Below are 22,674 nucleotides of genomic sequence, written 5' to 3' on the forward strand. Positions count from 1 at the left end.
CAAAGCGGTGTGCAGGTTCAGACGTGGCGCTATATGAACATGAGTAAAACTATAGATCAATACGAATATGTTGAGTTTGTCTCATGATTAGCGGTTGTTGAGAATACAGGCCATCATCTGTATGGAGTAATTAGTCATGGCTGTATCTCATTCCCTCGGTTTTCCTCGCATCGGTCGCGACCGCGAATTAAAGAAGGCGCTGGAAGCCCATTGGCGAGGCGAGCTGGATGAGGCCGGTTTGCGTGTGGTGGGTCGCCAACTGCGCGCTGCGCATTGGCAACTGCAGAAGGATGCTGGAATCGACTTGCTGCCAGTGGGTGACTTTGCCTGGTACGACCAGGTGCTCACGCACTCCCTGACATTTGGGGTGATCCCCCAGCGTTTTCGGCCTGACGCCGGCCAGCCAACCTTGGATACCTTGTTTGGCATGGCTCGCGGTGTCAGCAAAAGCTGTTGTGGCGGCGCCCATGCGCAAGAGATGACGAAGTGGTTCGATACCAATTATCACTACCTGGTGCCTGAGTTCAGCGCTGATCAGCGCTTCCAGCTGAGCTGGGAGCAGCTGTTTGAGGAGGTCGCCGAGGCCCAGGCCCTGGGGCACAAGGTCAAGCCTGTAGTGATTGGCCCGCTAACCTATTTGTGGCTGGGTAAAGCCAAGGGCGATGAGTTCGATAAACTGGATCTGCTTGAGCGCCTGTTGCCACTCTACGGTGAGATTCTCGGACGCCTGGCTACCCTGGATGTCCAGTGGGTGCAAATCGACGAACCCATTCTTGGCCTGGACCTGCCGCAGGATTGGAAAAACGCCTTCGAGCGCGCTTATCACTTGCTCCAGCATGCGCCGCTGAAAAAACTGGTCGCGACCTATTTTAGTGGTCTTGAAGACAACCTTGGCCTGGCCGTGGGCTTGCCAGTCGATGGCTTGCATGTCGATTGGGTGCGGGCGCCCGAACAACTGCCGCTGCTGATTGATCGCCTGCCAAGCTATAAGGTGCTGTCACTGGGCGTGGTCAATGGACGCAATGTCTGGCGTTGCGACCTGGATGCTGCGCTGCAGGCGTTGAAGCAGGCGCAAGTTCGCTTCGGTGACAACCTTTGGGTTGCTGGATCATGCTCGCTACTGCACAGCCCGGTTGATCTGCAGCCAGAAGATGCGCTGGATACCGAGCTTAAAGGCTGGCTGTCGTTTGCCGTGCAAAAGTGCTCGGAAATTTCGCTGCTGGGCAAGGCCTTGAACGATCCTGAGTCTGCCGAGGTCAAGGCGGCATTGGCCGAGAGTGCACAGGTCCAGCTCAGCCGTAAGCAGTCAAAACGCATTCACAAACCTGAGGTGCAAGCGCGCTTGAGTGCGGTGACAGCAGCAGACAGCCAGCGTAAATCAGCCTTTGTTGAACGTATTGACCTGCAACGCGAACGGCTGCAGTTGCCAGCGTTCCCAACCACCACCATCGGCTCTTTCCCGCAGACCGCCTCTATTCGTCTGGCGCGTCAGTCATTCAAACAAGGCAAATTGTCAGGCGCTGAATACACCGAGGCGATGTTCAGTGAGATCCGCCACGCAGTTCAAGTGCAAGAAGACCTTGGCCTGGATGTGCTGGTGCATGGCGAGGCAGAGCGTAATGACATGGTCGAGTATTTCGCCGAGCAGCTCGATGGTTATGCGTTCACCCGTTTTGGCTGGGTCCAGAGCTATGGCTCGCGCTGCGTGAAACCAGCGGTGATCTTTGGTGATTTGAGCCGACCTAAAGCCATGACGGTCGAATGGATTCGTTATGCGCAGGGCCTGACCAGCAAAGTCATGAAGGGGATGCTGACCGGGCCGGTGACCATGCTGATGTGGTCCTTCCCGCGTGAAGATGTCAGCCCTGAAGTCCAGGCGCGGCAGTTGGCACTGGCAATTCGTGATGAAGTGGTTGACCTGGAGCGAGCCGGAATCAAGATCATCCAGATCGACGAGGCCGCGTTCCGTGAGGGCCTGCCGTTGCGCAAGGCGGCCTGGCAGGATTATCTCGACTGGGCGACCGAGGCATTCCGCTTGTGTGCATCGGGTGTACAGGACCAAACCCAGATCCACACGCACATGTGCTACAGCGAATTTAACGATGTGATCGAGTCAATCGCGGCGATGGATGCCGATGTCATCACCATCGAGACTTCGCGTTCGGACATGGAGTTGCTTGATGCATTCGAAGCCTTCGATTATCCCAATGACATTGGTCCTGGTGTCTACGACATCCATTCGCCACGGGTGCCGGAAACCGCTGAAATCATCAAGTTGATGACCAAGGCAGTGCAGCGCATCCCGGCGGAACGGCTGTGGATTAACCCCGACTGTGGCTTGAAAACCCGTGGCTGGGCCGAAACCGAAGCTGCGTTAGTAAATATGGTCGCGGCAGCGCGTCAGTTGCGCACCCAGCTGGCTTAAATCGGCGAAATGCCAGAGCGCGCATGGAATGTGCGGGCGCTCTGGCAGGCTTTAAAACGCTATCAATCAAGCGCTTCATGGCTAAAACGACCACTGAGCAGGGTTCATCAAATTGTCATGGTTCTGTGGCAGCGCGAAAGCATAAATATCATCAAGATTGCACCTTGATGGGGTTCTGCGTTTTGGTGTTTTTATGCGTGCGTTTTTATTTATGGTCGCGCTGTTATTCAGCGTGTCGTCTTTTTCTGCGGTCCGTTGCGACCTGACATCCGCTACACAATTTGCCGATGTGGGTGAGCTGAGTCTTGCCTATCAAAGTGTCGGTCGTGCCCGTGATCCCGCCTTATTGCTGGTGATGGGCCTGGGCGGCCAACTGATCCACTGGCCGGATGAGGTGGTGCAATCGCTGTGTGAGCAGGGGTTTCGGGTGATTCGCTTCGACAATCGCGATGTCGGTTTGAGCCGTTGGCATCAGCCCATGGCGCCGGTAAACCTGACCATCCAAGCGTTGCGCTACAGAATCGGCATCAGTGTGTCGGCGCCTTACAGCCTGACAGATATGGCCCGTGATTCACTGGGTTTGATGGATGCGCTGGGCATTGAACGCTTCCATGTCCTGGGTGCAAGCATGGGTGGCATGATCGCCCAGCACCTGGCTGATCTCGCGCCGCAGCGGGTGCAAAGCCTGACGTTGATCATGAGCAGCTCGGGAGCCGCGGGCTTACCGGCACCGAGTCCAAAGCTGCTGGCGTTATTGGGCCGCCGTGAAGCGCCCAACAGGGCGGTGGCGCTGGAACAACAAGCGGATCTGCTCGCTGCTTTGGGCAGTCCCGAGGTCAAGGATGATCGCCAGCAGTTGCTGCACGAAGCGCAGGTTTCCTACGATCGCGCATTCAATCCGCAAGGGGTTGAGCGACAGATCGCAGCCATTCTGGCCGAGCCGAGCCGGGTGGAGCTGCTCAATCGCCTACGGGTTCCGACTCTAGTGGTGCATGGCACGGCAGACCCGCTATTGCCGGTAATGCACGGCGTACACCTGGCGGCGCACATTCGCGGCAGCCAGTTAAAGCTGATTCCCGGCTTGGCCCATCGTTTTCAGGCTGCGTTTAAAAAGCCGTTGCTTGCAGCGGTGCTGCCCTATTTGATTGCCCACCGTAGGGATACTCATATCGCCCAGTTGTAGGCTGGGGAAGCTTGTGCGGGCAAACAATTTGCCTATTGAAGCAGCGCCGGGCCCAGGGGCACGGGTTTCGCAGCCTGCGAACGGCGTTCCTGCAGGTATTGGCCAAGGCGTAGTTGTTCTGCGGCGCTCATGAACAGGCCGAGCTTGGTGCGACGCCAAAGAATATCGGCAGGCGCCGTAGCCCACTCCTCGGCGCACAGGTATTCAACTTCCCGGGCATACAACTGGGCGCCAAAATGCTCGCCCAGGTCTTGTAGCTTGTCTACTCCGTCCAACAACAGCCAGCTGCGGTTGCCGTAAGTGGTTGCCCAGCGCCGAACCAAGCTGTTCGGCAACCAGTTGGACCTGGCGCTGAGCGCGTCGACCAAGGCGGCCTGGCTTGTAAAGTCCTCGGCGCCGGGTAGCAAACTGGTCGCGGTCCAGCTTGGCCCCATTTGCGGGAAGTGGCTGGCCAGCAGTTTCAGTGCGGATTCGGCCAGCTTGCGGTAGGTGGTCAGCTTGCCGCCGAATACCGAAAGCAGAGGAGCCTCACCGGGATGCCCAGAGAGTGACAGGGTGTAGTCGCGGGTGACGGCTGACGGTTCGGCAGACTCGTCATCACAGAGTGGCCGGACCCCTGAAAAACTATGCAGGATATCCACGCGTCCAAGAGACTGGCGAAAGTGCGCGTTGAACACATTGAGCAGGTAATCGGTTTCTTCTTCGGTGATGGCCACCGTGCCTGGGTCGCCTTGATACTCACGGTCGGTGGTGCCGATCATGGTGAATTGATCGAGGTAGGGGATCGCAAACACCACGCGTTGGTCTTCGTTCTGCAGGATATATGCCTGCTCACCTTCGAACCTGCGCGGCACTATGATGTGGCTACCTTGGATCAGGCGAACCCCGTAGGGGGATTCTTGCTTGAGATCGTCGCGAATAAATTTCGCCACCCAGGGGCCGGCGGCATTGACCAGCGCACGGGCGCGAATTGAAAACAGGCTGCCATCGCCGCGTTCAAGATGAATGTGCCATAAGCCTTTGCTGCGTCGTGCGCTGGTGCAGCGGGTTTGGGTGTGGATGTGGGCGCCGCTCTCACGGGCGGCCATGGCGTTTAGCACCACCAGCCTGGCGTCGTCGACCCAGCAATCCGAATATTCAAAGCCTCGGGTGATATGCGCTTGCATTGGGCTGTTTGCGGCGAAGCGTACAGCGTTGGAGGCCGGCAGTTTTTCACGCTTGCCAAGATGATCATAGAGAAACAGCCCCGCGCGGATCATCCATGCAGGCCGCAAGTGCGGGCGGTGCGGCAGGATAAACCGCATGGGCTTGATGATATGGGGGGCCTTGGCCAGCAGCACTTCGCGTTCGGCAAGCGCTTCGCGCACCAGGCGAAATTCATAGTGCTCAAGGTAGCGCAGGCCGCCGTGGATCAGTTTGCTGCTGGCGGAAGAAGTGTGTTCGGCCAGGTCGTCGCGCTCGCAAAGAAACACTGACAAACCGCGTCCTGCTGCATCGGCGGCAATTCCGACTCCGTTAATGCCGCCGCCAACGATGGCAACATCATAAACTTCGGCAATGGGTGCGCTGTGGCTGCTGTGTTTGGACATGCTGACACTCACCAGGGATCGAAATTGAACTATTGATGTTCACTTCCGAACATATGCTAGTTGAATAACCCTGGCTTCGCCAGTCGACAAGCCACGAAAGTTTGCCTGCTTTGAGTCTTCAGCTGCGCCCTGGTTTGCGTCGTGTCTTGCTACAGAGGCTGTCTAGACCAGGTTGAGTTGGATCTTGGCGTCGCGCAAAAGCCGGCAGATCGCCGGGCTTGGCGCTGCGTCGGTAAATACTTGGTCGACCAGGTTGATCGATCCCAGGCGCACCACGGCGTTACGTCCGAATTTATTTGAGTCAGCGGCCAGCAGAACCCGGCGGGCATTGTTGATGATTGCCTGGGATACCCGCACTTCCTGATAGTCAAAGTCGAGCAAGCTGCCGTCTTCATCAATGCCGCTGATGCCAACCAGGGCAAAGTCGACCTTGAATTGCTCGATGAAATCGACTGCGGCCTGGCCCACGATTCCGCCGTCGGCACGCACCGTTCCGCCGGCCACCAGTACTTCGAAATCAGCCTTGGTGCTCAGTTGTGCGGCCACATGCAGGTTGTTGGTGATGATTTTCAAGCCTTTGTGGTTCTGTAGCGCGCGGGCAATGGCTTCGGTGGTCGTGCCTATGTTGATAAACAATGAAGCGTGATCAGGTATCTGGGCAGCAACGGCTTCGGCAATGCGCAGTTTTTCTTCGCGCATTTGCCCGGCGCGCATGGTGTAGGCAGTGTTTTGTGTGCTGGAGCTTTCGCACGCCGCGCCGCCGTGAGTACGGCGTAGCAAGCCCTGTTCGGCGAGCTGGTTGATGTCGCGGCGGATAGTCTGCGGGGTTACAGTGAATGCCTGGGCAAGTTCCTCGATGCTGACGTATCCGCGCTCGCGGGCGAGATTGAGAATGTCTTGCTGGCGCGGTGGCAGGGTCATGGGCGAGTCCTTTTTTGCGCCATTATAGGCTGCTCAGGAAGAAATTTTCGGCTATGGTAATGAGACTTTGTCTGAGCATTTTCACAAACGAACATGACCCCTGCAATCGATCTGTTAAAAAAGGCCAAGGCGCCGTTCCAGGTTCACAGCTACAGCCATGATCCGAAAACGGCTTCCTATGGGCTGGAGGCTGCCGAGAAACTTAACCTTGATCCTGCGCGTGTGTTCAAGACGCTGCTGGCGGCAAGCGAGAAAGGCGAGCTTATAGTTGCTGTGGTGCCCGTCGCCGGTAGCCTGGACTTGAAGGCGCTGGCCGCTGCAGCCGGGGTCAAGAAGGCCGATATGGCCGATCCAGTTGCCGCGCAACGGTCAACAGGGTACTTGCTCGGTGGCATTAGCCCGTTGGGGCAAAAGAAGCGGCTGCGTACCTTTATCGACACCTCGGCCCAACAGTTTCCGAGCATTCATGTCAGTGCCGGGCGGCGCGGACTTGAGGTCGAGTTATCGGGTGCCGTCCTGGCGCAACACACCAATGCCCAATTTGCGGCAATTGGCCGCGAGTAATTTCAGTTTGCTGCATGCCATGGGTGCGGCGTGCACTCATTCACCTTGGCCAACACATTTTCGGTTGTGAAGGCCCGACAATAATAAGGACACATACATGTCACGGTTTCTGCTGGCGATCGACCAAGGCACGACGAGCAGTCGCGCAATTGTATTCAGTGCCCAAGGCTTGCCTGTGGCGCAGGCGCAGCAGGAGTTCAAACAGTATTTCCCGCAAGACGGCTGGGTCGAACATGATGCCGAGGAGCTTTGGCAGAGCACCCTGGATGTCTGTCGGCAGGCGCTGGAACACAGTGGTCTGGAGATTGACCAGATTGCTGCAATAGGCATCACCAACCAGCGTGAAACCACCTTGGTATGGGATGCCCAAAGTGGCGAGCCAATCCATCACGCCATTGTCTGGCAGGACCGGCGTACCGCTGATTACTGTGCACAGCTCAAGCAGGCCGGGCATGAGGCTCGCGTGGCAGCCAAGACCGGACTGCTGATCGACCCCTATTTTTCCGCGACCAAGCTGCGCTGGATTCTGGAAAATGTACCCGGCGCTCGTGAGCGAGCAGAGCGGGGCGAGTTGCGCTTTGGTACGGTCGACAGCTTCTTGCTGTGGCGCCTGACGGGCGGCCAATCACATAAGACCGATGCGACCAACGCCTCGCGTACCTTGATGTTCAATATCCATACTCAGCAATGGGATGCCGAGTTGCTGGAGTTGTTTGATATCCCGGTGAACATGCTACCCGAGGTCATGGATTCGGCTGCGGATTTTGGTGCTTGCTTGCCCGAGCTCCTGGGGGCGGCCATTCCGGTGCTGGGTATTGCGGGCGATCAGCAGGCGGCGTTGGTTGGTCAGGCCTGTTTTCAGCCGGGCATGGTCAAGAGCACCTACGGCACTGGCTGCTTCATGATCCAGAATACCGGTGATACGCCGGTTACCTCGCAGAACCGCTTGTTGACCACAGTGGGTTATCGCCTCAATGGCAAGGTTACATACGCCGTCGAAGGCAGCATTTTCGTGGCTGGCGCAGCCGTTCAGTGGCTGCGTGACGGTATCAAGCTGATCAATCATGCGCGCGACAGCGAAGCAATGGCCGTGCAAACCGGTGATGCGTGTGGCGTGTATCTGGTACCTGCCTTTACGGGGTTGGGAGCACCTTATTGGGACCCCAAAGCGCGGGGCGCGATCTTTGGCCTGACCCGCGATACTGGTATCAAGGAAATCGTCACAGCAGGCTTGCAGTCGGTTTGCTACCAAACCCTGGACCTGCTTGAGGCCATGCGCCAGGACGGCGCCGCTGCGCCCAGTGCGCTTCGGGTTGACGGCGGCATGGTTGAAAATAACTGGGTCCTGCAGTTTTTGGCCGATATTCTCGGGGTCACTGTAGAGCGTCCTAAGGTTACAGAAACGACGGCGCTCGGGGTCGCATACCTTGCAGGGCTGCAAGCGGGTATCTACCCTGACCTCGAAGCAATTGCCAGCCATTGGCACTGCGAGCAACGCTTTACCCCGTTAATGGCAGATAGCCATCGTGATACGCTTTACAAGGGCTGGTTGGATGCCGTAAAGCGGGTACGCAGCGAGAACTAGCCCACATCGGCTTTTTTGTGAGGCAGACCTTTGATTCGCTTTCTTCGCTTATGGCTGGCTTTTATTGCAAGTTTTTGCGCGCAGGTGCTCTGGGCCGCAGGGGCGGATAACGAAACCCTGGTCATCACCGGCGACCTTTGGTGCCCTGTGAACTGCGCGCCGGATGGGCAGCAACCAGGGATATTCGTGGAGTTGGTGCAAGACATATTTGCCGAACGCGGGATTGAGGTCGAGTACCGGGTGACCAATTGGGCGCGGGCTGTTCATGAGGTTCGGCTAGGTAAAGCCAATGCGTTGCTTGGCGCTGGCGTCAGAGACGCTCCAGATTTCATCTTTACCAAGACGGCTGTGGGCATCTCGCGTAATTGCTTCTACGCCAAGCCAGGCCCTGGCTGGCGCTACCAAGGGGTCGATTCGCTGGCCAGGGTCACGGTCGGAGCTATTAATGGCTATAGCTATGGCCAGGAGCTGAACACCTATTTCGAGCGTTACCGTGCTGATTCGGCACGAGTGCAGATGGCGTCCGGTGATCGGGCGCTAGCCATCAATATTGATAAATTGCGCAAAGGCCGCGTGGACACCATTATTGAGAATAACTGGGTCATGCAAGCCTATTTGGCCAGGCAGGGGCAAACCGATGCCCTGCTTGAAGTTGGTTGTCGCAAGATAGATGTTCCGATCTACGTCGCGTTCAGCCCCGCACTGGGGGCCAGCCAGCGTTATGTCGATATTTTCGAGCAGGGCCTGGAACGCTATGCAGCCACGGGAAAAGTGGCTGCGCTATATCGGCGTTATGGCATCAGCCCGCCGGCTATCGACCCTGATCATTCCTCCCCGGCCCCTGACCCGCAGCGGTGATGGCCCAGACAACCAAGGATTATCGTGATGCAACTCGAATATCATCAAGTCGATGCTTTTTCCAACCGCCCATTTTGCGGTAACCCAGCTATTGTTTATCGCCTTGATCACTGGCTCGATGACGCGCTGATGCAGCGTATCGCGGCCGAACACAACCTGGCGGAAACCGCATTTCTAGTAAAGCAGTCCGAGCATTGGCACATACGCTGGTTCACACCGGCTACCGAGGTGCCGTTGTGCGGTCACGCGACGCTGGCCAGCGCTTATGTGTTGTTCAATATCTATGCAGAGCCGGGCGAGGTTATCGAGTTTCACAGCCTGTCCGGGCCGCTACGGGTCAGGCGCGCCGGGCAACGTTTGGAGCTGGACTTCCCTGCGCAAAATATTGAGCCCGATCATCGGTTGCTCGACGCGGTGTCTGCAGCGCTGGGGGTTGCTGTCGAGGCCGCATTTGTCGGTCCGGAACTGCTCGCGGTGGTGGCGGATGAAGCTACGGTGCGCAATTGCCAGCCTGACTTGGCTGAAGTCGCCAAATTGCCGGGCATGGGTGTCATCATCACCGCGCCAGGGCAGCAATATGATTTTGTCTCTCGCTACTTTGCCCCTTCGATCGGGATTGCCGAGGACCCCGTTACCGGCGCCATCCACTGCAGCTTGATCCCCTATTGGTCGCAGCGCCTGGCCAAGCTTGAGATGCGTGCGTACCAGGCCTCTGCGCGGGGCGGGGAATTGCATTGTCGGTTGGCGGGGGAGCGGGTGAAAATTGCCGGTGACGCCGTTCTGGTCGCCAAGGCAACCTTGTTGCTGGGGGACGTCTAGTCCCCCTTGTGACCTGAGCTAGCTGCCCGCGCTGTGGCGGCGTACCCCAGAGCTTGGCGGGTTGGCGTGGGTTGCGACGCTGCCGGGTACTGCAAATGCGACCAAGTGCTCCGCTGCAACGCGAATCCCCACGCTTTCACCTGGCTGATGATCCGCGTGGCTGGGAAATAGCGCCTCAAGCTGGCTCCCGGTTGGCAGTTGCAGGCGATACAGGGTTGCCGCACCAAGGAAGGTCTTGCCGACAATCAGTGCTGTCAGCGAACTTTCCGGAGCGTAAACAATGTCGTCGGGCCGCAGTAGTACATCTACCGCGCTGCCGGTCGGCCAGATATAGGCACGATCACCGCTGATCACTCCCAGTTCGGTCTGCACCTTTTCCGGGCTCAGCAACTGGCCACGGATGAAATAACCCTGGCCGATAAAGCTGGCGACAAAAGGGGTCTTGGGTTCGTGGTACAGGTTGTAGGGGGTGTCCCACTGCTCCAGCTTGCCTTCCTTGAACACTCCGACATGATCGCTGACAGCAAAGGCTTCTTCTTGATCGTGAGTCACCAGGATCGCGCTGGTGCCACGGCTCTTGAGGATTTCACGAACCTCACGGCTCAAGCTGCGGCGCAGTTCGCCATCAAGGTTGGAGAAGGGCTCATCAAGTAATAGCAACTGGGGTTCTGGCGCCAGTGCACGGGCCAGCGATACCCGCTGCTGCTGTCCGCCAGACAACTCGTGCGGGTAGCGTTTGCCAAGGTGGTCAAGCTTGACCAGCGCCAGCAATTCCTCGGTGATGCGCTCGCAGTCTGGTTGTTTGCGAATGCCAAAGGCGATGTTCTGCGCCACGCTTAGGTGGGGGAACAGGGCGTAGTCCTGAAACACCATGCCGATCCGTCGCTTCTCCGGCGCGAGGGTAAAGCCGGCACTGGAAATCACTTCGCCGGCCAGGCTTATCTCGCCGCTGTGCACCGGCTCAAAGCCGGCAATCGCGCGCAATGTCGTGGTCTTGCCGCAGCCGGATGAGCCGAGCAGGCAGCCAATATCGCCGGCATTGAGGTGTAGATTGAGGTCCTGTACTACCTTGTGCTCGTTGTAGCCACAGCTCAGGTCGCGCAGGTTAAGCAGCATTGAGTGTGTCATACGTGGTGGTGTGACGCTTCGACTAGGAATTCAAGCAAGGCCTTTTGCGCATGAAGACGGTTTTCCGCCTGGTCCCATGCGGCCGAGCGCGGATCGTCAAGCAAGTCTTCGCTGATCTCTTCGCCACGGTGGGCCGGCAGGCAGTGCAGGAACAATACGCTTTCGTCCGCCATATCGAGCAGGGCACGATCGACCTGGTAGGGCTTGAACAGCTTCATGCGTTCTTGCGCTTCGTCTTCCTGGCCCATCGAGGCCCATACGTCGGTCGTCACCAAGTGCGCACCAACCACTGCCTGGCGTGGATCGCGGATGATCTGTACCCGCTCTCCAGCTTCGGCCAGCAGCCTGGCGCTAGGCTCGTAGCCCTCGGGGCAGGCAACGCGCAACTGGAAGTCGAACTGGATGGCAGCCTCTATATAGGAGTTGCACATGTTGTTGCCATCACCGATCCAGACCACGGTTTTGCCCGCGATGCTGCCACGGTGTTCAAGGTAGGTCTGCATGTCGGCCAGCAACTGGCAGGGGTGCAGGTCATCTGACAAACCATTGATGACAGGTACGCGCGAGTTCGCGGCAAATTCGGTCAGGGTGTCGTGGGCGAATGTGCGGATCATGACCGCATCGAGCATGCGAGACATCACCTTGGCTGCGTCGGCAATGGGTTCGCCACGGCCCAGTTGGGTGTCGCGTGGCGACAGGAAAATAGCCTGGCCGCCAAACTGGATCATGCCCGCTTCAAAGGACAGGCGTGTCCGGGTCGAGGCCTTCTCGAAAATCATGCCCAGTACACGGTTCTTGAGCGGTTCGAAAAGCACGCCTCGGTTGCGCAAATCCTTTAGCTCCATGGCGCGGCGGATCAAGCTCACCAGCTCAGTGGGGCTGCAGTCCATCAGCGAGAGAAAGTGTCTTGCGCTCATCAAAAATACCTTTTTTACAACAGGGCGCAGGTGGCACAAGCACTATAAATAGTAGAAATGGCTGGACCTGCGGCAGGAGGCCGCACAGTGCGACGTAACAGGGAAAGGCGAAATCTTATAAGCAAATGACGATTCGGCGCAAATTGTCTGCTGTTTCAGGCTTTGCCAGCCTGCTCGGCGGCGGCCTGCTGGTGCTGGATTGGTTGCCCTGATGCCTGTCAATTCACAGGACTAACGCTGCTGGTGCGATATCGGGCTGCGCGCCATAGTCGTTATTTGCACTCCTGCGGGTGCACTCGAATAATAAAGCGAGGCCGGCCATGAGCAAGACTCTCCATCACCGTGCGTGCCATCTATGCGAAGCCATCTGCGGCCTGACGATCGAAACCGAGCGTGCGCCGGACGGCCGTCAGCAAATCGTATCCATTAAAGGCGATGCACAGGACACCTTCAGCCGTGGTCACATCTGTCCAAAAGCGGTGGCACTGCAGGATATCCAGAACGACCCCGACCGGATACGTCAGCCAATGCGTCGTGTGGGTGGTGAGTGGCAGGCCATCGAGTGGGACGAGGCCTTTGCCCTGGTTGCCGAACGCCTGAGCGATATCCAGGCGCGGCACGGTAACAATGCTGTGGCGATCTACCAGGGAAACCCGAGCGTGCACAACTACGGGCTGATGACCCACAGCAACTATTTTCTAGGGCAGTTGAAAACCCGTAACCGCTTTTCGGCAACCTCGGTCGACCAGTTGCCGCATCACCTCACCAGCCATCAAATGTATGGCCATGGCTTGCTGATACCGATTCCGGATATCGATCACACCGACTTTATGTTGATCCTCGGGGGCAATCCGCTAGCGTCCAACGGCAGCATCATGACGGTGCCGGATGTCGAGAAGCGGCTGAAGGCAATCAAGGCCCGTGGCGGCAAGTTTGTGGTGGTTGACCCGCGCCGCACGGAAACCGCCGCAATTGCCGACCAACACCTGTTTATCCGTCCCGGGCAGGATGCCGCGCTGCTGCTTGCTCTTTTGAACACCTTGTTCAGTGAAAACCTAACACGCCAGACCCACTTGGATGTAGAGGGCTTGCAGGCAGTGCGTGAGGCCGTTGCCGGTTTTAGCGCCGAGGCAATGAGTGAGCGTTGCGCTGTTCCAGCTGACGTTATCCGCCAGTTGGCGCGGGACTTCGCTGGCGCTGATAAAGCGGTGTGCTACGGGCGCATGGGCGTTTCGACCCAGGCATTCGGCACCCTGTGCCAGTGGTTGGTGCAGTTGATCAACCTGGTGACTGGCAACCTGGATCGGGTTGGCGGTGCGCTTTGCACCGAGCCGGCGGTTGACTTGGTGGCGAGCACCTCGGGGGGGCACTTCAATGTTTGGCAAAGCAGGGTTTCAGGCTTGCCTGAGTATGGCGGCGAACTGCCGGTCGCGGCGCTGGCCGAGGAAATGCTGACCGAAGGCCAGGGGCAGGTCAAAGCCTTGGTCAGCGTAGCGGGTAATCCGGTGTTGTCGACGCCCAACGGACGCAAGCTGGAGCAGGCGCTCGATGGCCTGGAGTTCATGCTCAGCATCGACTTTTACATCAATGAAACCACCCGCTACGCCGATTTGATCCTGCCGCCGACGGCACCGCTGGAGCATGATCACTACGACACCACCTTTAACAGCTTCGCGGTGCGTAATGTCACGCGCTTCAACGAGCCGGTACTGGACAAGCCCGCCAATGCCTTGCATGACTGGGAAATATTCATCGGCCTGGCCAAGGCGTTCTCTGCAAAAATGGGCACCGAACTCAAGCCAACCATGGCCCCTGTCAAGATGATCGACATGGGCCTGCGGCGCGGTGCCTATGGTGACAACTCCGAGCATAAGCTCAGTGTTGATGCGCTGCGCGAACACCCCCATGGCCTGGACCTGGGGCCGCTCAAGGCTAATTTGGCCGCCCGTATTCGTACGGAGGATAAAAAGGTGCAGGCGGCGCCAGCTCTCTTCATGGCTGACCTGCAGCGCTTTGCCCAGCAGCCTTTGGCTGCTGCCGATGAACTGTTGCTGATTGGTCGCCGGCACGTGCGCAGTAATAATTCGTGGATGCACAATTATCACCGCCTGGTGAAGGGCAAGCCGCGTCATCAACTGTTAATGCATCCTGCAGATCTGACCAGCCGTGGCTTGACGGATGGCCAGCGGGTGCGGGTGCGCTCACGGGTTGGGCTGATTGAGGTGGAGGTCGCCGCCAGCGATGACATGATGCCGGGTGTGGTGAGCCTGCCTCATGGTTGGGGTCATGCCCGGCCTGGAGTGCAAATGGCAATTGCCAGTCATCAGCCGGGTGCCAGTGCCAATGACCTGACCGACGAGCTGCAACTCGATGCGCTATCAGGAAATGCCGCGCTGAATGGGGTGCCGGTCGAAATAGTCGCCGCCTGAGAGGCTCAGGTCGGTATTTGGGCCGGGTTGTTTCCGACCAAGCATTACACTCGGCTTTTCGCTACAATAGCGCCAACCGTGTCGACTTTTGAGTCGTAAAGCTTAGTCCTGAGGTGCCCAATGGATATCATCGAAACCATCAAAGAACAGATCGCCAACAACCCCGTTCTGTTGTACATGAAAGGCTCGCCGAATGCCCCGCAGTGTGGCTTCTCGTCCAAGGCCTCGCAGGTCGTCATGGCGTGTGGCGAAAAGTTCGCCTATGTCGATATCCTGCAGAATCCGGATATCCGCGCCAATCTGCCAAAGTACGCCAACTGGCCAACTTTCCCGCAACTCTGGGTCGGTGGTGAATTGGTCGGCGGCAGCGATATCATTGCCGAGATGTTTGACAATGGTGAACTGCAGCCCATGATCAAGGCGGCAGTTGAGAAGTCCGAAGCCTAAGCTTCGCGGGTTCTGGAAAAATCGATGCCTCGGCATCGATTTTTTTTGCCTTGCGCAAACCCTTTGTCCCGGATCGTTGCTGAACTGCTCAGGTTCCATAGGGTCTCTATCGCAGAGCGCTCGCCAGGCAAAACAGGGATATGAGATGAGTAGCAGTAGCCAGCGTCAGCATCAGTTTCTCAATGGTTCCATTGCCAGGGCGCTGCTGTCGCTGGCGGTGCCGATCATTATCGCCAACTTGTTGCAGGCCGGTTATCAACTGACCGACACCTATTGGGTTGGTCGCCTGGGGGCGTCGGCCGTGGCGGCGGTAGCTGTCAGCACGCCGGTCACATTTCTGGTGGTAGCGCTGGGAGCAGGGCTGGCAATGGCCGGCGCTACACTGACTGCCCAGTACATGGGGTCTGGACGCCCGGACATGGTTAATCATGTGGCTGCGCAGACCATGCTGATGGTGATGATCAGTTCAGTGGTCCTGGGCACCCTTGGCTATATCTTGTCCCCATATCTGCTCAAGTTGCTCGGCGTCGAGGCAAATGTGTATGACAGCGCCCTGGGATACATGCGTGTGTCATTTGTTGGCGTGATCTTTGTATTTATCTTCTTCATGTTCCAGTCCCTGATGCGCGGTGTCGGGCAAACGCGAGTGCCTTTGCTGATCGTGCTGGCAACGGTGTTGCTCAACTTCGGCCTCGACCCGTTGTTTATTTTCGGTTGGGGGCCCGTACCGGGTTTTGGTGTCACGGGCGCGGCCATGGCGACTTTGGTGACTCAAGCAATAGCGGCCAGCTTGGGGATGTGGGTGTTTTTGCGCGGGCGCCACGGGATTCAAGTCAAGTGGGCAGGGTTCAAGCCGGACCTGGGCTATATCCGCAAAGCGTTCTTTCTTGGTTTTCCAGGTTCGGTTGAACTCTCTACTCGAGGCCTGGGGTTGATCGTCATGTCTTTTCTGGTGGCCAGTTTCGATACCGGCACAATCGCCGCCTACGGTATTGGCGCCAATATTCTGCAAGTCATCACCATTCCCGCGATGGGCATTTCAATGGCCGTCTCGACCCTGGTCGGCCAGAACATAGGCGCAGGCAATATCAACCGCGCCTCGAAAATCACCCAGCTAGGGGCCTTGTATGGTTTTGTTGGCCTGACTGTCGTGGGTTTGCTGGTGTATGCGATTGCCCCACACCTGGTGGCGTTCTTTGTGCCGGGCGAGGCCGTGGTGATCAATCAGGGCACGGATTTCATTCGCATCATGGCGTTGGCCTGGGGATGCATTGGTATTCAACTGTGCATCGTTTCTGCATTCAGGGCCTCGGGTAACATGCTCAGTGCGATGGTTATCGCGCTGGTTGCACAGTGGATGCTGCAATTCCCGCTGGCCTATGTATTGGCCAAGCACACTCAGTTGGGTGCTGCTGGCTTGTGGTGGTCATTTCCGGTCACCAATGTGCTGATCGCGATTATTTCATTGTGCTGGTTTGCCAGAGGCGACTGGAAGAAAACCCGGCTCACCGAGGAAGATCAGCAGGTGCGCAGGGTTTCTGAGGAAGCTTTGGTTGAAGAGGGCTATCGCTAGCTCGTTATTGGAGGCATAAAAAAACGGCAGCCCAGGGCTGCCGTTTTTGATTCAAGCAAGCAACAGGATCATTCGTCCATTTGCGACTGCAGGTAGTTTTGCAGGCCAATGGCCTCGAGCAGGCTGAGTTGGGTTTCGAGCCAGTCGATGTGTTCTTCCTCGGAGCACAGAATGTCTTCCAGCAATTCACGGCTGGCAAAGTCGCCAACGCTCTCGCAGTAGGCAATCGCGGCTTTCAGGTCGGTGTGCGCTTTGTGTTCGATCTTCAGATCGCACTCAAGCATTTCCTTGGTATTTTCACCAATGAGAATTTTGCCAAGGTCTTGCAGGTTAGGCAGGCCTTCGAGGAAAAGAATACGCTTGATCAATTTGTCAGCGTGTTTCATTTCGTCGATTGATTCGTGGTACTCGTGCTCGCCGAGTTTTTTCAGGCCCCAGTCTTCGTACATGCGGGCATGCAGGAAGTATTGGTTGATCGCGACCAGCTCGTTACCGAGGATCTTGTTCAGATGCTGGATGACTTTCTTGTCGCCTTTCATTTGCGTGCCTGCTCTGTGCCGAAAAAATATGTGAAGCAAATTTTGAGCGCATAAACTACTACTGTCAAACCTAAGTGTTTGATAGATAAGTTAAATTTAAACTTAATACGAATGTTTAAGTTCTGCATCTAAGTATTAAGTCATTGAATTTTGGGCATAAAAAAGCCGGATCTTAAATCCGGCTTTGGATAGGTCTGGTTTTAGCTGCGATAAAAAATATCAAGCAGCTACAAAATTGGCCTGATAGGCGAGGGCGCCCTGGTTGGCATGGACCTCGGTCAGGGTCTCGCGGACAACCGATTTGGCCAGGCAGGCGCATTTTCCGCATTGGCTGGCAACGCCTGTTGCTTCACGGACTTCACGGTAGCTGCAGCAACCTTCGTAGATTGCATCGCGGATCTGGCCGTCAGTGACACCTTCGCAGAGGCAGACATACATAGTTAAGACTCACTGCTCAAAGACTGTTTCGTTGCGATGGATACTAATGTTAATGAGAATGCTTGTCAAAGCCATCCGCAGCGTATGTTGGATAAATCGAAAAACCCTGATGAACGGTTATCCCCTGGCTGAGTTGCCTTGCAGGACCCAAGGTCAAAAAGCGGTGGGCGAGGCCTAAAATCGAAGTGTATGATGATGGGCCCAGTCAGTGCGGGGAGCGTCATTGCGTTGTCGTGTTATAGCGCTAGGCTACTCGCACTACTCAAAACTTTTTAGGAGATATCGAATGAGCGTACTCGTAGGTAAGAAAGCCCCTGATTTCGACGTCGCAGCTGTATTGGGTACAGGCGAAATCGTTGACAGCTTCAGCCTGTCCTCTGCGATCAAAGGCAAATATGGCCTGGTATTTTTCTACCCGCTGGATTTCACCTTCGTATGCCCTTCGGAGCTGATCGCTCTGGATCACCGTATTCCTGAGTTCCAGGCGCGTAACGTTGAAGTGATCGGTGTTTCCATCGACTCCCACTTCACCCACAACGCATGGCGCAACACCCCGGTAGACAAGGGCGGCATTGGCCAGGTCAAGTACACCTTGGCAGCTGACATCAACCACGACATCTGCAAAGCCTACGACGTTGAGTCTGAAGGCGGCGTGGCTTTCCGTGGCGCTTTCCTGATCGACCTCAACGGTGTTGTTCGCTCGCAGATCGTGAACGACCTGCCGCTGGGCCGTAACATGGACGAGCTGCTGCGTCTGGTTGATGCCCTGCAGTTCACCGAAGAGCACGGCGAAGTTTGCCCGGCAAACTGGAAGAAAGGCGACAAAGGCATGACTGCATCGCCAGACGGTGTTGCTGCCTACCTGTCCGAGAACGCTGCCAACCTGTAAGGGTTTGCCTTCAGGTGGGCGCTGCTCACCTGAGCGTTACCTGGCGCATAAAAAAACCGGCTTATGGCCGGTTTTTTTATGCGTTGTTCATGAGTTCAGCATCGCCCGTGCAAGGGCTTCAGTCGTCGAAGTCTTCCCAGCCACCCATCTCTTTCCAGCGGTTGACGATGCCGCAGAACAGCTCGGCTGTCTTTTCGGTGTCGTAACGTGCCGAATGTGCTTCACGACCATCAAACTCGATGCTCGCCGCCTGGCAGGCTTTGGCCAGAACGGTTTGGCCATAGGCCAAGCCAGCCAGGGTTGCGGTGTCGAAGCTTGAGAATGGATGGAAGGGGTTGCGCTTGATGCCGGTACGGGCAACCGCCGCATTAAGAAAACCAAGGTCAAAGCTGCTGTTGTGCCCAACCAGAATGGCGCGTTTGCATCCATTGGCTTTCAGCGACTTGCGCAGGCCACGGAAGATTTCAGTCAGGGCATGTTCCTCGCTCACCGCCATGCGCAGCGGATGATCAAGCTTGATGCCGGTGAACTCCAGCGCCGCCTGTTCGATGTTCGCCCCCGCAAAGGGTTCTACACGGAAGAAGTGGGTGTGGTCGGGGTACAGAAAACCCTGTTCATCGATCCCTACTGTGGTTGCGGCGATTTCCAGCAGCGCGTCGGTGGCACTGTTGAAACCGCCGGTTTCGACATCTACCACCACCGGCAGATAGCCGCGAAAACGCGCTGCCATTGGGTGGCGCGGGCCTGAGGGCGCGTTGCCCTCCAGTTCTTCTTCGTACTGATCTTCACTCATTGAGTTTGCTCCAGCAGGCGCCAGCGCAGGGTTTCACCAGCACGCAGTGGAGTAACAGTTTGCTCACCGAAAGGCAGGCTGGCCGGTACGTTCCAGTCGTCACGGACCAGGGTAATGGTCTCGGTATTGCGCGCCAGGCCATAGAAGTCGGGGCCGTTGAGGCTGGCGAAGGCTTCGAGTTTGTCCAGGGCATTGCGCTGCTCGAAAGCTTCGGCATACAACTCTATAGCGGCGAAGGCTGTGTAGCAGCCGGCGCAACCACAGGCTGATTCCTTGGCGTGCAAGGCGTGCGGCGCCGAGTCGGTGCCGAGGAAGAACTTGCGATTATCGCTGGTGGCGACATCAAGCAAGGCTTCCTGATGCACATTGCGCTTGAGGATCGGCAGGCAATAGAAGTGCGGGCGAATACCGCCGACCAGCATGTGATTGCGGTTGTACAGCAGGTGGTGAGCGGTAATGGTTGCGCCTACGTTGGCAGGTGCGGCCTTGACGAACTCCACGGCATCACGGGTGGTGATGTGTTCGAAAACGACTTTCAAGGTTGGGAAGCGCTCGACCACTCGACCAAGGTGCTCATCGATAAACTGTTTTTCGCGGTCGAAGATATCGATGTCACTGCGGGTCACCTCGCCATGAACCAAGAGCGGCAAGCCGACTTCGGCCATGGCTTCCAGGGTGGCGAATATATTGTCGATACTGGTCACGCCGGAATCGGAGTTGGTGGTCGCGCCGGCTGGGTACAGTTTGGCAGCATGGACAAAGCCCGAGGCCTTGGCGCTGCGAACATCTTCAGGGCTGGTCTGGTCGGTGAGGTACAGCACCATCAACGGTTCGAACTGGCTGCCTTCCGGACGGGCGCTGAGTATGCGCTGGCGATAGGCACCGGCTTCGCTGGTGTTGCGTACTGGCGGAACCAGGTTGGGCATGATGATGGCACGGCTAAAAGTACGCGCAACGTCAGCCACTGTGTGCGGCAGAACAGCTCCGTCGCGCAGGTGAATATGCCAGTCATCGGGACGCAGCAGAGTAAGACGGTCGATCATGGAGGCTTCCAGGCGGGTAAAACGTGGCTCGAATCCTACCGGAAAACCCCCATCAGAGCACGCCATCCGTGCGCTTAACGCGCAAATCCACGACCAGCGTACTTAAGTTTTTGCGCCTGCAACCGATATCAAAGGCAAACCCGTGATTACGTGTGGAGCCCACCGTGCGCCAACTTTCGATGACCCCACTGTGCCTGCTCATTGGCTTGAGCACCTGTTTGCCTGCATGGGGCATTAGCTTTCAGACGCGTCTGGAGAATGTTGAGTGGACAGTGGAGGGCGATAAGTTCGAGTGTCGGCTGTCGCAGCCTGTGACGGATTTCGGCGTCGGTGAGTTTGTCAGGAAGGCTGGTGAGCAAGCCACTTTTCGTTTGCAGACCCAAGGCCGCTGGCTGAGCCCTGGCTCGGCAACCTTGCTTGCAGCGGCCGCACCATGGCAGCCGGGACGCTCGGATATCAACCTGGGTCGGGTTGGGGTTAGCGACGGCAATATTCCGTTCAACAGTTCCCAGGCCCAAGCCGGACGTTTGCTCGCCGGGTTGCTGGATGGTCGCAGCCCGTTGGTGCAACATTTGGCTATTCAAGGAGGAGAGCGGGTTGAAGTCCGCCTGCTACCGGTCAAGTTCAAGAAGGCCTACACCGATTACCTGGCCTGCACCGCCAAGCTGCTTCCGGTTAACTTCAATCAGGTCAGGCAGAGTCGCATTGGCTTTCCCAATGGCGGCGTCGATCTTGATCCAATGGCCGAGGCCAAGCTGCAGATACTCCTGGATTTCCTCAAGTCGGATCCTGCGGTCAATCGAATTCTGCTTGAGGGCCATTCCGATAATAGTGGTAGCCGTTTGACCAACCGCGACTTGTCGCGGCGCCGGGCAATGGCGGTCATGAGCTACCTGGAAGCACACGGTGTGCCAGCGGAGCAAATCACCATGCGCTTCCACGGCGAGCGCTACCCAATAGTGCCCAATAACAGCCCGGCCAATCGGGCGAAGAACCGGCGCGTGTCCATCACTTTGGATAAAGTCCCCGAGCAGGCCGTTGAAAAATCCCCGGATGAGCCGGCTCTGGCGCCAAAAGCTACAGCGCCAGCCGATCCCGCCGCGACTTCCTGACCGGGTTTTTGCAGTCGCATCGGCTAAACAATTTGTCGCCTCGTCGTCTTAAGCTGTCGCGCCTCTGTAAATTGGCCGCCAGGGTCAGTAGAATGGTCGGCTTTCCGTACAACCCCATGGAGTTCATGGCATGGCCGATGTAAACAAGGTAGTCCTGGCATATTCCGGTGGCCTGGACACTTCAGTGATCCTCAAGTGGCTGCAAGATACTTACAACTGTGAAGTAGTGACCTTCACTGCTGACCTCGGTCAAGGCGAAGAAGTTGAGCCAGCTCGCGCTAAAGCTCAGGCCATGGGCGTCAAGGAAATCTACATTGATGACCTGCGCGAAGAGTTCGTTCGCGATTTCGTCTTCCCGATGTTCCGTGCCAACACTGTTTACGAAGGCGAGTACCTGCTCGGTACCTCGATCGCGCGTCCGCTGATTGCCAAGCGCTTGATCGAAATTGCCAACGAAACCGGCGCTGACGCCATTTCCCATGGCGCCACCGGCAAAGGCAACGACCAGGTTCGTTTCGAACTGGGCGCCTATGCACTCAAGCCGGGCGTCAAGGTGATTGCCCCGTGGCGCGAGTGGGACCTGATGTCCCGCGAAAAACTGATGGATTACGCTGAAAAGCACGGCATTCCAATCGAGCGCCACGGCAAGAAGAAATCGCCATACTCGATGGATGCCAACTTGCTGCACATCTCCTATGAAGGCGGCGTGCTGGAAGATACCTGGACCGAGCACGAAGAAGACATGTGGCGTTGGACCAAGTCGCCAGAGCTGGCGCCGGACACCCCAACCTACATCGAACTGACTTACCGCGCGGGTGACATCGTTGCCATCGACGGCAAGGAAATGACGCCTGCAACTGTGCTGACCGAGCTCAACCGCATCGGTGGCGAGAACGGTATTGGTCGCCTCGACATCGTCGAGAACCGCTTTGTCGGCATGAAGTCCCGCGGCTGCTACGAAACCCCAGGCGGCACCATCATGCTCAAGGGTCACCGCGCCATTGAGTCGATCACTCTGGACCGCGAAGTCGCTCACCTCAAGGATGAGCTGATGCCTAAGTACGCCAGCCTGATCTACAACGGTTTCTGGTGGAGCCCTGAGCGCACCATGCTGCAGCAGATGATCGATGCCTCGCAGGTCAACGTGAACGGCGTGGTTCGCATGAAACTGTACAAGGGTAACGTTATCGTTGTCGGCCGCAAGTCCGATGAATCGCTGTTTGATGCCAACATCGCAACCTTCGAGGAAGACGGCGGAGCCTACAACCAGCAAGACGCCGCAGGCTTTATCAAGTTGAATGCCCTGCGCATGCGTATTGCTGCCAACAAGGGTCGCAAACTGATCTAAGCTTTCAGTAGTCCATCAAGCCTCATATAGCCTTGTCTATATGAGGCTTTTTTATGCGTCATTGGTTGGCGCGA

Annotated in this window: 20 protein-coding genes; 12 read left to right on the plus strand and 8 right to left on the minus strand. The window is 57.1% G+C overall.

The window, feature by feature from the left end; translation table 11 throughout:
- Positions 1-136: 136 nt before the first annotated feature.
- Complete coding sequence (gene metE, locus CHB79_RS00695; protein ID WP_089358575.1) at positions 137-2,425, plus strand: 5-methyltetrahydropteroyltriglutamate--homocysteine S-methyltransferase; 2,289 nt, start codon at positions 137-139, stop codon at positions 2,423-2,425.
- 193 nt (positions 2,426-2,618) lie between these two features.
- Positions 2,619-3,608, plus strand: coding sequence for an alpha/beta fold hydrolase (locus CHB79_RS00700; protein WP_089358576.1), 990 nt, complete (start codon positions 2,619-2,621; stop codon positions 3,606-3,608).
- A gap of 32 nt (positions 3,609-3,640) precedes the next feature.
- Here the strand turns inward: CHB79_RS00700 and glpD are convergent, their stop codons facing one another.
- Positions 3,641-5,197: a glycerol-3-phosphate dehydrogenase gene (glpD, locus tag CHB79_RS00705; protein ID WP_089358577.1), complete on the minus strand. Its 1,557-nt coding sequence runs from the start codon at positions 5,195-5,197 to the stop codon at positions 3,641-3,643.
- A 162-nt stretch (positions 5,198-5,359) separates the two neighbouring features.
- Positions 5,360-6,118: a DeoR family transcriptional regulator gene (locus CHB79_RS00710; RefSeq protein WP_010484464.1), complete on the minus strand. Its 759-nt coding sequence runs from the start codon at positions 6,116-6,118 to the stop codon at positions 5,360-5,362.
- Positions 6,119-6,211: 93 nt separating this feature from the next.
- Between CHB79_RS00710 and ybaK the strand changes: the two genes are divergently transcribed.
- The 4 genes from ybaK (at position 6,212) to CHB79_RS00730 (ending at position 9,944) form a co-directional block, all read left to right on the plus strand.
- Complete coding sequence (gene ybaK / locus CHB79_RS00715; RefSeq protein ID WP_010484466.1) at positions 6,212-6,682, plus strand: Cys-tRNA(Pro) deacylase; 471 nt, start codon at positions 6,212-6,214, stop codon at positions 6,680-6,682.
- Positions 6,683-6,779: 97 nt separating this feature from the next.
- Positions 6,780-8,267: a glycerol kinase GlpK gene (glpK, locus tag CHB79_RS00720; protein ID WP_010484468.1), complete on the plus strand. Its 1,488-nt coding sequence runs from the start codon at positions 6,780-6,782 to the stop codon at positions 8,265-8,267.
- Positions 8,268-8,297: 30 nt separating this feature from the next.
- The gene (locus CHB79_RS00725; protein ID WP_089358578.1) at positions 8,298-9,125 is read left to right on the plus strand and encodes a substrate-binding periplasmic protein; all 828 of its coding nucleotides are present in this window, start codon (positions 8,298-8,300) and stop codon (positions 9,123-9,125) included.
- Between the two features lie 27 nt (positions 9,126-9,152).
- Positions 9,153-9,944 (plus strand): PhzF family phenazine biosynthesis protein, encoded by a 792-nt coding sequence (locus CHB79_RS00730; RefSeq protein WP_089358579.1) that lies wholly within the window; start codon positions 9,153-9,155, stop codon positions 9,942-9,944.
- A gap of 18 nt (positions 9,945-9,962) precedes the next feature.
- Here the strand turns inward: CHB79_RS00730 and CHB79_RS00735 are convergent, their stop codons facing one another.
- Both CHB79_RS00735 and argF read right to left on the minus strand, forming a co-directional pair.
- Positions 9,963-11,072, minus strand: a complete 1,110-nt coding sequence (locus tag CHB79_RS00735) for an ABC transporter ATP-binding protein (protein ID WP_010484474.1) — start codon at positions 11,070-11,072, stop codon at positions 9,963-9,965.
- Complete coding sequence (argF, locus tag CHB79_RS00740; protein ID WP_010484475.1) at positions 11,069-11,989, minus strand: ornithine carbamoyltransferase; 921 nt, start codon at positions 11,987-11,989, stop codon at positions 11,069-11,071. The genes CHB79_RS00735 and argF overlap by 4 nt, the downstream gene beginning before the upstream one ends.
- A gap of 320 nt (positions 11,990-12,309) precedes the next feature.
- Between argF and CHB79_RS00745 the strand changes: the two genes are divergently transcribed.
- The 3 genes from CHB79_RS00745 to CHB79_RS00755 all read left to right on the plus strand — a co-directional run bounded on the left by CHB79_RS00745 (position 12,310) and on the right by CHB79_RS00755 (position 16,438).
- Positions 12,310-14,418 (plus strand): molybdopterin oxidoreductase family protein, encoded by a 2,109-nt coding sequence (locus CHB79_RS00745; RefSeq protein ID WP_089358580.1) that lies wholly within the window; start codon positions 12,310-12,312, stop codon positions 14,416-14,418.
- Positions 14,419-14,538: 120 nt separating this feature from the next.
- The gene (gene grxD / locus CHB79_RS00750) at positions 14,539-14,865 is read left to right on the plus strand and encodes a Grx4 family monothiol glutaredoxin (RefSeq protein WP_010484479.1); all 327 of its coding nucleotides are present in this window, start codon (positions 14,539-14,541) and stop codon (positions 14,863-14,865) included.
- 145 nt (positions 14,866-15,010) lie between these two features.
- Positions 15,011-16,438: an MATE family efflux transporter gene (locus CHB79_RS00755; protein WP_089358581.1), complete on the plus strand. Its 1,428-nt coding sequence runs from the start codon at positions 15,011-15,013 to the stop codon at positions 16,436-16,438.
- 68 nt (positions 16,439-16,506) lie between these two features.
- On the opposite strand, the gene bfr is transcribed toward CHB79_RS00755, so the two are convergent.
- Both bfr and CHB79_RS00765 read right to left on the minus strand, forming a co-directional pair.
- The gene (bfr, locus tag CHB79_RS00760) at positions 16,507-16,977 is read right to left on the minus strand and encodes a bacterioferritin (protein WP_010484483.1); all 471 of its coding nucleotides are present in this window, start codon (positions 16,975-16,977) and stop codon (positions 16,507-16,509) included.
- A 219-nt stretch (positions 16,978-17,196) separates the two neighbouring features.
- Positions 17,197-17,415 carry a bacterioferritin-associated ferredoxin gene (locus CHB79_RS00765; protein WP_010484485.1) on the minus strand — a complete coding sequence of 73 codons (219 nt, stop codon included), beginning with the start codon at positions 17,413-17,415 and terminating at the stop codon, positions 17,197-17,199.
- A gap of 286 nt (positions 17,416-17,701) precedes the next feature.
- On the opposite strand from CHB79_RS00765, the gene CHB79_RS00770 reads away from it, so the two are divergent.
- The gene (locus CHB79_RS00770; protein WP_010484487.1) at positions 17,702-18,304 is read left to right on the plus strand and encodes a peroxiredoxin; all 603 of its coding nucleotides are present in this window, start codon (positions 17,702-17,704) and stop codon (positions 18,302-18,304) included.
- Between the two features lie 118 nt (positions 18,305-18,422).
- Here CHB79_RS00770 and rnt read toward each other — a convergent pair whose 3' ends face one another.
- Together rnt and pyrC are read right to left on the minus strand one after the other, a co-directional pair.
- Entirely contained in the window at positions 18,423-19,097 is a 675-nt protein-coding gene (gene rnt, locus CHB79_RS00775; RefSeq protein WP_010484489.1) for a ribonuclease T, read from the minus strand.
- Entirely contained in the window at positions 19,094-20,140 is a 1,047-nt protein-coding gene (gene pyrC, locus CHB79_RS00780; protein WP_089358582.1) for a dihydroorotase, read from the minus strand. Before pyrC ends, rnt begins: the two co-directional genes overlap by 4 nt.
- A gap of 179 nt (positions 20,141-20,319) precedes the next feature.
- On the opposite strand from pyrC, the gene CHB79_RS00785 reads away from it, so the two are divergent.
- Both CHB79_RS00785 and CHB79_RS00790 read left to right on the plus strand, forming a co-directional pair.
- Positions 20,320-21,252 (plus strand): flagellar protein MotY, encoded by a 933-nt coding sequence (locus CHB79_RS00785; protein ID WP_089359175.1) that lies wholly within the window; start codon positions 20,320-20,322, stop codon positions 21,250-21,252.
- Between the two features lie 130 nt (positions 21,253-21,382).
- Complete coding sequence (locus CHB79_RS00790; protein ID WP_010484494.1) at positions 21,383-22,600, plus strand: argininosuccinate synthase; 1,218 nt, start codon at positions 21,383-21,385, stop codon at positions 22,598-22,600.
- Positions 22,601-22,674 lie beyond the last annotated feature (74 nt).

Source organism: Pseudomonas segetis (genome assembly GCF_900188155.1).
In the GTDB taxonomy this organism is placed as follows: domain Bacteria; phylum Pseudomonadota; class Gammaproteobacteria; order Pseudomonadales; family Pseudomonadaceae; genus Aquipseudomonas; species Aquipseudomonas segetis.

What these genes read in the sequence shown, in the direction of transcription:
- metE (WP_089358575.1), top strand. Translation starts at nt 137, where the DNA reads ATGGCTGTATCTCATTCCCTCGGTTTTCCTCGCATCGGTCGCGACCGC.
- CHB79_RS00700 (WP_089358576.1), top strand. Translation starts at nt 2,619, where the DNA reads ATGCGTGCGTTTTTATTTATGGTCGCGCTGTTATTCAGCGTGTCGTCT.
- glpD (WP_089358577.1), bottom strand. Translation starts at nt 5,197, where the DNA reads ATGTCCAAACACAGCAGCCACAGCGCACCCATTGCCGAAGTTTATGAT.
- CHB79_RS00710 (WP_010484464.1), bottom strand. Translation starts at nt 6,118, where the DNA reads ATGACCCTGCCACCGCGCCAGCAAGACATTCTCAATCTCGCCCGCGAG.
- ybaK (WP_010484466.1), top strand. Translation starts at nt 6,212, where the DNA reads ATGACCCCTGCAATCGATCTGTTAAAAAAGGCCAAGGCGCCGTTCCAG.
- glpK (WP_010484468.1), top strand. Translation starts at nt 6,780, where the DNA reads ATGTCACGGTTTCTGCTGGCGATCGACCAAGGCACGACGAGCAGTCGC.
- CHB79_RS00730 (WP_089358579.1), top strand. Translation starts at nt 9,153, where the DNA reads ATGCAACTCGAATATCATCAAGTCGATGCTTTTTCCAACCGCCCATTT.
- CHB79_RS00735 (WP_010484474.1), bottom strand. Translation starts at nt 11,072, where the DNA reads ATGACACACTCAATGCTGCTTAACCTGCGCGACCTGAGCTGTGGCTAC.
- argF (WP_010484475.1), bottom strand. Translation starts at nt 11,989, where the DNA reads ATGAGCGCAAGACACTTTCTCTCGCTGATGGACTGCAGCCCCACTGAG.
- CHB79_RS00745 (WP_089358580.1), top strand. Translation starts at nt 12,310, where the DNA reads ATGAGCAAGACTCTCCATCACCGTGCGTGCCATCTATGCGAAGCCATC.
- grxD (WP_010484479.1), top strand. Translation starts at nt 14,539, where the DNA reads ATGGATATCATCGAAACCATCAAAGAACAGATCGCCAACAACCCCGTT.
- CHB79_RS00755 (WP_089358581.1), top strand. Translation starts at nt 15,011, where the DNA reads ATGAGTAGCAGTAGCCAGCGTCAGCATCAGTTTCTCAATGGTTCCATT.
- bfr (WP_010484483.1), bottom strand. Translation starts at nt 16,977, where the DNA reads ATGAAAGGCGACAAGAAAGTCATCCAGCATCTGAACAAGATCCTCGGT.
- CHB79_RS00765 (WP_010484485.1), bottom strand. Translation starts at nt 17,415, where the DNA reads ATGTATGTCTGCCTCTGCGAAGGTGTCACTGACGGCCAGATCCGCGAT.
- CHB79_RS00770 (WP_010484487.1), top strand. Translation starts at nt 17,702, where the DNA reads ATGAGCGTACTCGTAGGTAAGAAAGCCCCTGATTTCGACGTCGCAGCT.
- rnt (WP_010484489.1), bottom strand. Translation starts at nt 19,097, where the DNA reads ATGAGTGAAGATCAGTACGAAGAAGAACTGGAGGGCAACGCGCCCTCA.
- pyrC (WP_089358582.1), bottom strand. Translation starts at nt 20,140, where the DNA reads ATGATCGACCGTCTTACTCTGCTGCGTCCCGATGACTGGCATATTCAC.
- CHB79_RS00785 (WP_089359175.1), top strand. Translation starts at nt 20,320, where the DNA reads ATGACCCCACTGTGCCTGCTCATTGGCTTGAGCACCTGTTTGCCTGCA.
- CHB79_RS00790 (WP_010484494.1), top strand. Translation starts at nt 21,383, where the DNA reads ATGGCCGATGTAAACAAGGTAGTCCTGGCATATTCCGGTGGCCTGGAC.